Raw genomic sequence first — 10627 nt, 5'->3', positions numbered from 1 at the left:
AAGGGGCGTTTTGTATTTTTGCTTCGCCTGAAGAGTCCCATAAATCGTATTTTTTTATGACAAATCTAAAATACGGGATTCTCAGGCTTTCTTAAAACTTAAACTTTCGGATAGTTGTGGTTTTTGGTATTGAAATTCCATGAATTATTAAAAAAAAGCGATTATTTTTTGCTTTTTAAGAGTGATTGTTGTTATATTTGGGATATTAATCAAACTCTCAAATAACACTACGCCTATAGCATATAATTACTTTTAAAAGTTTAACCCCAAGCAAAGAAACTTATTTCTTTGTACTAAAAGTAATGATTATGCAATACGAACTTATTCCAGATGCTACCTTAGTGAACAATTATATTCAGGGAGATGAAAATGCATTAGAATTCCTTATCACAAGACACAAACAAAAGATTTATAGTTTTATTTATTCAAAGGTGTACGACAGAGATATCGCAGAGGATATTTTTCAGGATACATTTATGAAAGTTATTCGTACTCTTAAACGTGGTGCTTATAATGAAGAAGGGAAGTTTTTACCATGGGTAATGCGTATATCCCACAATTTGGTAATCGATTTTTTTAGAAAAAATACGCGGATGCCTAAGTTTGATAACAGTGGCGATTTTAGTATTTTTTCAGTGTTAAGTGATACTGCTTTGAATGCAGAAAAAACAATTATTAAAGAACAGGTAGAAAACGATGTTAGGCGTTTGGTGGATGAATTACCACAAGACCAAAAAGAGGTGCTTATTATGCGTATGTACGATGATATGAGTTTTAAGGAAATATCGGAAAGAACGGGGGTAAGTATTAATACAGCTCTAGGAAGGATGCGCTATGCATTAATTAATTTAAGAAAGATAATAGATAAGCATAATATTGTTTTGACCAACTAAATTTTGTAGGGTACAATAAAGTAAGTTTAGCCGCGTTAATAGTTTATATGAACACTTTAACAAATTGAAATGGCAAAACATTACTCCGAAAATTCTATTGAAAAACCCCAAGAACTCCAACCGAGTGAAGAAACGGTTAATTTTCTTCTAGATTATTCAAAGGCTTTACGTGTTATAAATTGTAATAAATTGAAGTTTGAAGCACTTCTGAATTAAATTAAAAGTCCTAATAATTCCAATTAGGACTTTTTTTGTTTGTAATATTCCTTTATTACTGATTTTCTACCTATTGTTTTGGTAATAATATCTTTATCGAGATCCCAACCCCTAGCAGGTGAGTAGTCACGACCATACCATATAATCTGGAGGTGAAGATCGTTCCACAATTCTTTAGGGAACAAACGCTTAGCATCTTTTTCGGTTTGTGTGACATTTTTACCGTTGCTTAAATTCCATCGATACATTAGGCGATGAATATGTGTGTCTACAGGAAAGGCCGGAATACCAAATGCTTGTGATAATACCACTCCGGCAGTTTTATGCCCAACTGCAGGTAAGGCTTCAAGTGCTTCAAACGTTTTTGGCACTTCACCATTATGTTCTTCAATAAGGATTTTGGACAAGCCGTGAATACCCTTGCTTTTCATAGGGGAGAGCCCTACCGGTTTTATAATTTCCCTAATATCTTCTACAGTAAGTTTTACCATATCGTATGGGTTATCGGCCTGTTCAAAAAGCAATGGCGTTATTTTATTTACTCTTACATCTGTGCTTTGGGCAGATAACAATACGGCTATTAATAGCGTGTAAGGATCTTTATGATCTAATGGTACTGGTATTTCGGGGTATAGTTTGTATAAGGTATTAATAATATAATTAACACTTTCTTGTTTGGTCATTCCATTGTATTTTTGCAAAAACCAAAGTTAATACTATGAATACATTAAAACAAGGCGATATTGTCCCAAATTTTGAAGCCTTGGACGAGCAAGGAAATACAATAAAATTGTCAAACTATAGTGGTAAAAAGCTAGTTGTTTTCTTTTACCCAAAAGCAAGTACACCGGGATGTACTGTTGAGGCTTGTAACTTAAGGGATAATTACGAGATATTACAAGAAAAAGGCTATGCTTTATTAGGGGTAAGTGCCGATTCTGCCAGACGCCAACAAAACTTTAAAAATAAATATGATTTCCCCTTTTCGTTATTGGTCGATGAAGATAAGACGGTAATTAACACCTTTGGTGTTTGGGGACCTAAAAAGTTTATGGGACGCGAGTACGATGGAATTCATCGTATGACTTTCATTATTGATGAAAATGGTATTGTTGAGCGTGTGATTGATAAAGTTAAAACCAAGGATCACGCAGCACAGATATTAGAGTAAAAGCTCATGATTTTTTGAGAAGCATAAAGGATAGATTATTAAGGATCTATCTTTTATTTTTAAGTAATATAGTTGTTAATTACCTTTCCCAATTTTTAATATGATTACCTTTGCCATATGATACATTTAGGTCAAGTCAATACATTAGAAATACTTCGTGAAACAGATCACGGATTGTATTTAATAGATGAAACGGATAACGAGGTTTTATTGCCTAATCGTTATGTTCCAGAAAGTTTTAAGATTTGGGATAAGTTAGACGTTTTTGTGTATTTAGACAATGAAGAGCGCCCTGTTGCTACTACCGATGTACCTTATGTACAGCGTGATGAATTCGCTTTATTACGTTGTAATCAGGTGACTGAGTATGGAGCGTTTTTGGATTGGGGACTTGTTAAGGAGTTGTTTTGCCCGTTTAAGGAGCAAGCTTTTAAAATGAAACCAGGAGGTTGGTATTTGGTGTATTGTTATTTAGACGAGAAAACGGATCGTTTGGTAGCTTCGAGTAAAACAAATCAGTTTTTAAATAATAAAGAACTTACTGTTGAGCCTTTTGAAGAGGTAGATTTGATCGTGTCGCATCCATCAGATATTGGTATGAATGTAATAGTAAATAAGAAACACCTAGGACTTATCTATAAAGATCAAATTTTTACGGATATTAGTATTGGTGATAGGTTAAAGGGGATTGTTAAAAAAATACGCCCCGGAAATAAGTTGGATATTGTATTAGGGCAGATAGGTTATCGCAGTATTGAACCCAATGCCGATAGAATAATGAAGGAATTAGAAGATAATAGCGGTTATTTAAACCTTACGGACAAATCGGATCCTGAAGCTATTAAAGCACAACTTCAAATGAGTAAAAAGAATTTTAAAAAGGCGGTTGGGACTTTGTATAAAAAACGCTTTATAACTATTAAATCAGACGGAATTTATTTAGTCTAGCTCTATTGTTTTGAATGCCCTAATTGTAAGTGGTGTTCACTTTTCTTTTTAGTATTTTTGTTTTATGATACATCAAGATACCATTGTAGCATTAGCAACGCCATCAGGGGCAGGGGCTATAGCCGTTATTCGTTTATCGGGAAAAGATGCTATTACCATTGCAGAGAAACAGTTTCGGTCTGTTTCTGGAAAGCTGTTAAGTAGGCAGGCTACGCATACCATTCATTTAGGACATATAATGGATGGGAACAGGGTACTTGATGAGGTGTTGGTATCCGTTTTTAAAAATCCCAATTCCTATACAGGAGAAGATGTGGTTGAGGTATCGTGTCATGGCTCTAATTATATTCAGCAGGAAATCATTCAATTGTTTTTAAGGAATGGCTGCCGTATGGCCAGTGCGGGAGAGTTTACACTACGCGCTTTTTTAAATGGTAAGTTGGATTTAAGTCAGGCAGAAGCCGTGGCCGATTTAATTTCGAGTGACAATGAAGCATCACATCAAATAGCGATGCAACAAATGCGCGGTGGGTTTTCGTCAGAAATAGCTAAGTTACGTGAAGAGCTTTTAAATTTTGCTTCTTTAATTGAGTTGGAACTCGATTTTGCTGAAGAAGATGTGGAGTTTGCAGATCGTACCCAATTTAAAGCACTTATCGATCGTATTATTTTTGTTTTAAAGCGTTTGATAGATTCCTTTGCCGTTGGTAATGTCATTAAAAATGGTATTCCAGTAGCAATTGTAGGGGAGCCTAACGTAGGAAAGTCAACACTTTTAAATGCACTTCTTAACGAAGAACGTGCCATTGTTTCGGAAATAGCTGGAACAACAAGAGATACAATTGAAGATGAGATAACGATTGGAGGTGTTGGTTTCCGTTTTATAGATACCGCAGGCATTCGGGATACTAAGGATATTGTTGAGAGTATCGGTATAAAGAAAACTTTTGAGAAAATAGAGCAGGCCCAAGTGGTGATTTACCTATTTGATGCCGAATCGGTATTTGTGAGAAAATCATCCTTGGAAAGCATTAAAATTGAACTGGAGAAAATTAAAAACAAATACCCACAAAAATCGTTGGTGGTGATTGCCAACAAAGTAGATCAGGTAAGCAACCAAGAACAGCAACAACTTAAACAAGCCATTCCAGATATAGAATTACTTTCTGCAAAAACAGGAAAGGGCGTAGAGCATCTTAAGTTAATATTGACCAATTTTGTTAATACCGGAGCGTTGCGTAATAACGAAACCATAGTTACGAATGCCCGTCATTACGATTCGCTATTAAAAGCCTTTGAAGAGATTCAGAAAGTAAAAGAAGGTTTGGAAATACAACTTTCTGGAGACTTGCTTGCTATTGATATTCGTCAGGCCCTGTATCACTTTGGTGAGATTACTGGAGAAATTACAAACGATGATCTCTTGGGGAATATATTTGCAAATTTTTGTATCGGGAAATAGATGGTTGGGCTATGAATGATAATTTAACAACAGAAGATACTATTATTTCTGTATGGCATATGGTTGTTAAATCTAATGTCATTACAGAAGAGCTTATCTTTCATTCTGACAGAGGTTCTCAATATGCTAGTTATACTTTTACAGATATTATTAAAAATTATGATGGTCTTGTAAAATAAAGCATGAGCCGAAAGGGTAATTGTTGGGACAATGCCGTAGCAGAATCATTTTTTAAGAGCTTAAAAACCGAATGGGTTTATAAACATAAATATAATTATAGGTCTCAAGTTGAATTATCAATCTTTAGTTGGATTGAAACTTGGTACAATAAAAAGAGAATCCATTCAACTTTAGGGTATAAAACTATTAACGAAATTGAATTAGAAATGTATGACCAAAATGTAGCGGCTTAAATCTCGCAATTAATGTCCTCTTTTTTATTGCAAGTCCATTAAATTGTTTTTTGCTTTAATGGAGAAGCAAAAGTAATTTCTAGAATCTTAAACTAAAAGTTGTATAGGAATGGAGCAATAATCATTTAAACTTTTTTTTGGGAACCAAAAATCAAAAATAAAATACTTTTCAGTTGACTTCCAACACGCTCTCGAAGTAAATTATACGCCTTGGTTAAATGGCCCTCAACAGTTTTAATAGAAATATTCATGTATTCAGCTATTTCTAAATTGGTAAGCCCTTCTTTTTTACTCAAAATAAAAGCTTCTTTGCATTTTTTTGGGAGATTGTCAATACCTTCAGCAACTAAGGCAATTTTACGTTCCAATAATTCAGAGTTATTTTCTTCAAAGGTTTGGTTAAGAACTTCCATGTAAGCACATTCAAGTGTAGATAAAGCGCGGTGCTTGTGATATTGATTAATAAATTTATGATAGGTTATTTTAAGTAGGTAGTTTTTAAGGGAATGCATGTGTGGTAAATTTTGCCTTCCTTTCCAGACATCCAAAAATACCTCTTGAACGATGTCTTTGGCCATATCAAGGTCGTTGGTAAAACTTGCGGCATAATTAACCAACATCTTGTGGTGTGTATTAATAAGGTACACATAAGCACTTTCATCCCCTTTTTTAAGTTGGGACATTAAAACATGAAGGTTCTTAAATTTTAAAGTCATACACTGAAATTAACTAAAAAAGTAAGTTGATATGGGAAACCCTATTTTAATTTTTGAAGAAAAGTAAAAAAAAATATTAAAAAAGCAAGGGTATTTCATTTTGGCTTTGCTATTAGTGTAAATGTACGTTTTAAAAACATGATCCAAAATATAGAAAAGTTAATCGTAAAGTATTTAACCAATTCAGCTACGGCAACAGAATTGGATGTGCTGTCAAAATGGGTAGAAGACCCGAAAAATAAAATGCTATTTAAAGAATTTGTCGAAACCCATGTGGCAATTAATTATAATATGAACGACCCTGAAACCAAGAAGGTTATTGAACAATTTTTAAAGGATATTAAAAAGGAGGAATCTTCAAGATATAGAATTGTAAATCAACCTATTTATAAATATGCTGTTGCAGCTTCAATATTACTTTTGGTATCACTTACCATATTTTTAAATAGGAACGAAAGTAAACCAAATAAGGTAGACCCTACTGTGGTAAACACTCCAATAGAACCAGGAACAGATAAGGCTACTTTAACATTAGAAGACGGTACAGTAGTAGCGTTGGAAAAAGGAAATTCATTTCAAACACAAAACGCCAATAGTAATGGCGAGGAAATTATTTATAAAGATGGTAAAGGAAAAGTAAAAGAGCTGGTATATAATTATTTAACAATTCCTAGAGGCGGGCAGTTTCATATTGTGTTGTCTGATGGTACTGAAGTTTGGCTGAATTCGGAATCCCAATTAAAATATCCAATAGATTTTATTGAAGGTAATAAACGTGAAGTGGAGCTGGTCTATGGTGAAGCTTATTTTGATGTTTCTCCAAGTGCTTTGCACAAGGGCGCAAAATTTAAGGTAATCAACCAGTCCCAAGAGGTAGAAGTTTTAGGGACTGAGTTTAACATCAAAGCCTATAAAGATGAGTCCAATATTTATACGACACTGGTGGAGGGTAGTGTAGTAGTCGATAATGGCAATTTGAAACACAACTTAACACCTAATCAACAGTACATATTAAATCCAAACACAAATAATTTCTCAGTAGCAGAAGTGGATGTTAAAACTGTGACATCCTGGAAAGATGGAGTGTTTAGTTTTATTGATGTGCCGTTAAAGGATATTATGAAAGTGGTATCCAGGTGGTATGATGTAGATGTAGTCTTTGAAAACAAAACGTTGGAATCGATAGAGTTTATTGGAGTGTTGGACAAAAAAATAAGTATAGATGAAATCTTATCCATTATTAAATCTACCTCAATAAATGATTATAATATAAATAAGAAAACCATAACTTTAAGATAAAATTGTAATAACTAATCAAATCAAAAACAAACAATAGGCCTATGGAATAAAAAAGACAATAAAAGAGGATAAGGTTTAACCCGTCAAAGTAAAAACCATATCCCCAGAGATTTTTTACTAATTAATTAAAATGTTTAACTAACTAATAACACACAAATTTATGGAAATTAAATTTACTAATGCCACTTTTCCTTTTGGAAAACGGTTTCTAATGATTATTATGAAGACATTCATTTTCTTATGTTGTACAATTGTTTTTTCATTAACACCAAATCATATAATATCTCAGAATGCTAAGATTAAGGTAGATGAGGATACAACATTAACCGTTGATGAAGTCTTTAAGTTAATTATGAATCAAACAGATTACAGGTTCATTTACGAAAAAGGAATTTTTGATGATTTTCCAAAGGTTCAAATAAAAAAAGGAACTGTAAATGTAAATAAACTACTCAAACGAAGTTTATCGAAAGAAAATCTTGAAATTATAGTAACAGATAATAATGCTATATTAATAAAGGAAAAATCAACGGTCAATAACCTTGAGAAGTTACAACAGATTGAAATTTCGGGAGTGATTGCAGACCAAAATGGCCAACCTTTACCTGGAGCAAGTGTTCTAGAAAAAGGAACTACTAATGGAACGCAAACTGATTTTGATGGAAAGTTTTCCTTAAATATAGGTAATGAAAATGCTGTTTTAGTGATATCGTACATTGGGTTTTTAACTCAGGAGATCGCAATCGACGGTAAAACAGATATTGCTATTACTATGCAAGAAGATGCGGCAAAGTTAGAAGAGGTGGTAGTAGTGGCCTATGGTACGGTAAAAAAATCTGATTTAACAGGTTCAGTGACCTCAATAAAATCAGAGGATATTACCGAAACACCTTCAGTTAGATTAGATGACGCTTTACGAGGAAGAGCGGCTGGTGTGCAGGTTATTCCAACTTCCTCACAACCAGGGGCAGCTGCTTCAATACGAATTAGGGGAACCAATTCCATTTCAGGTAATAGTAATCCGTTATTTGTTATAGATGGTCTTATAGGTACCGGAAACACCTCAGATTTAAATATTCAAGATATAGAATCTGTTGAAATATTAAAAGATGCATCAGCAACAGCACTTTATGGTTCTAGAGCATCTGCCGGGGTGGTTTTAATTACCACGAAGCGAGGTAAAAAAGGAAAAATGACATTGAAGTATGATTCTTTTGTATCTACTTCATCCCCTTATCGATTAATACCTTTTTTGAATGCGGCAGAATATGGCGCCTTTCAAAATGAGGTACAGAATACCGATGCTTATCCAAACCCAGAATCATTAGGAGAAGGGACTAATTGGCAAGAAGAAGTTTATCGTAATAATGCACTTACATTCAGCAATACTTTATCAATTTCTGGCGGAAATGATAATGCCCAATACTATCTATCAGCTAACCATTTTGACCAAGATGGTATTTATTTTGAAGGCAATTTAAAAAGATATCAAATACGGTTGAATGGTGATTTTAAATTAGGAGAGAAATTAAAGATTGGAAATTCAATTGTGATTACCAGAAATAATACGCTTCCGGGAAGTAGTAATATTATAAATATTGGGGGGTACCTGCCTACACTACCAGTACGAGATGAGAATGGTGGATTTACGATACAAACAATAACCAGTGAGTTGAGTGCTGAAAATCCAATAGGAGGGCCTACTAAAACCATTAATGAAAACACCAGGTCTCGTATTTATGGAACGGTCTATGCCGAATTTGAACCCTTTAAAAATTTAAAGTATAAGTTAAGTTATGGAACCGATTTATCGCTTTCAAAAAGTGAAAATTATTCACCGTCAACATTATTCGGCCAGCAAAATATTGGAGGAACCGCAACTATTAGCAATTCAGAGGACTTAAGTACTTTAGTTGAGCAAACCCTTAACTATAATACAAGCATTGGAAAGCACAATATAGATGCTCTTTTAGGGTATACAAGGCAACGTTTTTTCAATTCAGGTAGTCTTGTAGGTGTGAGAGGATTTACTACCGATTTTTTTACATTTAATAATATTGATGCTGGTACAGATAGATTTAGGTCTGAGTCTAATGCATCCGAATCTGGCATTGAGTCATTTTTATTTAGGCTAAATTATAGTTTTGACAGTAAATATAGACTAACAGTAAGTGGTAGACGAGATGGTGCGACTGCTTTTGCTGCCAGTGAAAAATATGGTTTTTTCCCTTCGGTAGCACTGGCTTGGACAGCTTCTAAAGAAAAGTTTATAGAAGATTTAAATGTGTTTAATGACTTAAAGTTCAGAGCAAGTTTTGGAACACTGGGTAACCCCGCAGCTGGAGGAACGTCATTAGCGCGTTTGGGCGCAGGGTTTACCTATCTGTTTGGTAATAGTGGTGATATTTCTAATGGTATCGGACTTAACCGTTTAGGTAATGATAGGCTGAAGTTTGAGTCTACAGACCAATTAGATATTGGAGTAGATATGGGGTTCTTTAATAATAGACTTCAAGTGACCTTAGATTATTATAAAAAGAAAACCCGTGACCTGTTTACATCCCAAGATATTCTATGGTTAGCAGGTGTGCCAAATTCATCGATACCCACAAATTTTGGTACTGTAGAGAATCAGGGAATTGAACTACTTATCAATTCAGTTAATGTCGATACTAAGGATTTTACATGGGAAACAACTTTTAATATTTCTACCAATAAAAATAAAGTGTTATCAATACCCGATGAAGATGGTCAAGTGCTTATTAATAGATTTGGAGGTGTTGTAAATGTACCTTCAGCAGTTATAGAAGTGGGGCAACCTCTTGGTGCTTTCTATGGTTTTGTTCGTGATGGGATCTGGAATACCCAAGCGGAGATTGATGCAGCCGGATTGGAAGGAAGAGGTGTGTTCCCTGGAGGAAAACGTTTTGAGGATATTAGTGGGCCGGATGGTGTTCCAGATGGTGTTATTGATGATTTAGATCAGCGCATTATAGGAGACCCAAATCCTAATTTTTATGGAGGTCTTAATAATACAATTCGTTATAAAAACTTTGACTTCTCTATGTACTGGGCCTTTACAGTAGGGAACGATATTTTTAATGAAACCGATTCCAGAATTAATACTGCGTTTGATAATAACGTATTTAAAAAATTTGCCAACCGTTGGACTCCCACAAACACAGATACCAATGTCCCTTCAGTAAGAGGGATTTTTAGAAGTGAGATAGTTTCTGAAACAGGTGTCTTGGAAGATGGTTCTTTTTTAAGACTTAGAAATATAAGTTTGGGCTATAATTTTCCAGTGGAAAAGTTTTCCAAGTTACCCTTTAGTAAGGCAAGGTTGTATATCTCAGGAACGAATTTATTGCTGTTTGATAACTACAGTGGATATGATCCAGAAATTAATAGGGGGAACAGTAATGTTAGAAGAGGGTATGATCAAGCTCAAGATCCTTCAGCTAAAACATGGACAGTTGGTTTGAATTTAACATTCTAAAAAAAATATT

General features: G+C 34.3%; 9 protein-coding genes and 1 pseudogene. 8 read left to right on the top strand and 2 right to left on the bottom strand.

The window, feature by feature from the left end:
* Window positions 1-308: 308 nt before the first annotated feature.
* Together JF259_RS15010 and JF259_RS15005 are read left to right on the top strand one after the other, a co-directional pair.
* Entirely contained in the window at window positions 309-893 is a 585-nt protein-coding gene (locus tag JF259_RS15010; protein ID WP_199116472.1) for an RNA polymerase sigma factor, read from the top strand.
* Window positions 894-962: 69 nt separating this feature from the next.
* Window positions 963-1109 (top strand): hypothetical protein, encoded by a 147-nt coding sequence (locus tag JF259_RS15005; RefSeq protein ID WP_199116470.1) that lies wholly within the window; start codon window positions 963-965, stop codon window positions 1107-1109.
* Window positions 1110-1132: 23 nt separating this feature from the next.
* On the opposite strand, the gene JF259_RS15000 is transcribed toward JF259_RS15005, so the two are convergent.
* On the bottom strand, window positions 1133-1792 hold the full coding sequence (locus JF259_RS15000; protein WP_199116468.1) for an endonuclease III domain-containing protein: 660 nt from the start codon (window positions 1790-1792) through the stop codon (window positions 1133-1135).
* A gap of 35 nt (window positions 1793-1827) precedes the next feature.
* Here JF259_RS15000 and bcp point away from each other — a divergent pair, with 35 nt between their 5' ends.
* The 4 genes and pseudogenes from bcp to JF259_RS17650 form a co-directional block, all read left to right on the top strand.
* Window positions 1828-2280 (top strand): thioredoxin-dependent thiol peroxidase, encoded by a 453-nt coding sequence (gene bcp / locus JF259_RS14995; protein WP_199116466.1) that lies wholly within the window; start codon window positions 1828-1830, stop codon window positions 2278-2280.
* A 117-nt stretch (window positions 2281-2397) separates the two neighbouring features.
* Window positions 2398-3228, top strand: a complete 831-nt coding sequence (locus JF259_RS14990; RefSeq protein ID WP_199116464.1) for a CvfB family protein — start codon at window positions 2398-2400, stop codon at window positions 3226-3228.
* Window positions 3229-3292: 64 nt separating this feature from the next.
* On the top strand, window positions 3293-4690 hold the full coding sequence (mnmE, locus tag JF259_RS14985; protein WP_199116462.1) for a tRNA uridine-5-carboxymethylaminomethyl(34) synthesis GTPase MnmE: 1398 nt from the start codon (window positions 3293-3295) through the stop codon (window positions 4688-4690).
* A pseudogene (locus tag JF259_RS17650) lies at window positions 4681-5103 on the top strand (integrase core domain-containing protein); the annotation flags it as partial. The gene mnmE and the pseudogene JF259_RS17650, both read left to right, overlap by 10 nt.
* Before the next feature lie 125 nt (window positions 5104-5228).
* On the opposite strand, the gene JF259_RS14970 reads toward JF259_RS17650, so the two are convergent.
* Window positions 5229-5819: an RNA polymerase sigma factor gene (locus JF259_RS14970; protein ID WP_199116458.1), complete on the bottom strand. Its 591-nt coding sequence runs from the start codon at window positions 5817-5819 to the stop codon at window positions 5229-5231.
* Window positions 5820-5957: 138 nt separating this feature from the next.
* Between JF259_RS14970 and JF259_RS14965 the strand changes: the two genes are divergently transcribed.
* Window positions 5958-7118, top strand: coding sequence for a FecR family protein (locus JF259_RS14965; protein WP_199116457.1), 1161 nt, complete (start codon window positions 5958-5960; stop codon window positions 7116-7118).
* A gap of 160 nt (window positions 7119-7278) precedes the next feature.
* Window positions 7279-10617 carry a SusC/RagA family TonB-linked outer membrane protein gene (locus tag JF259_RS14960; RefSeq protein ID WP_199116456.1) on the top strand — a complete coding sequence of 1113 codons (3339 nt, stop codon included), beginning with the start codon at window positions 7279-7281 and terminating at the stop codon, window positions 10615-10617.
* The last annotated feature ends 10 nt before the right edge of the window (window positions 10618-10627 follow it).

Source organism: Snuella sedimenti (genome assembly GCF_016428595.1).
Classification (GTDB): Bacteria; Bacteroidota; Bacteroidia; order Flavobacteriales; family Flavobacteriaceae; genus Snuella; species Snuella sedimenti.
The sequence above is the reverse complement of the archived record's forward strand: the minus strand, read 5'-3'. Positions and strand labels throughout refer to the sequence as shown.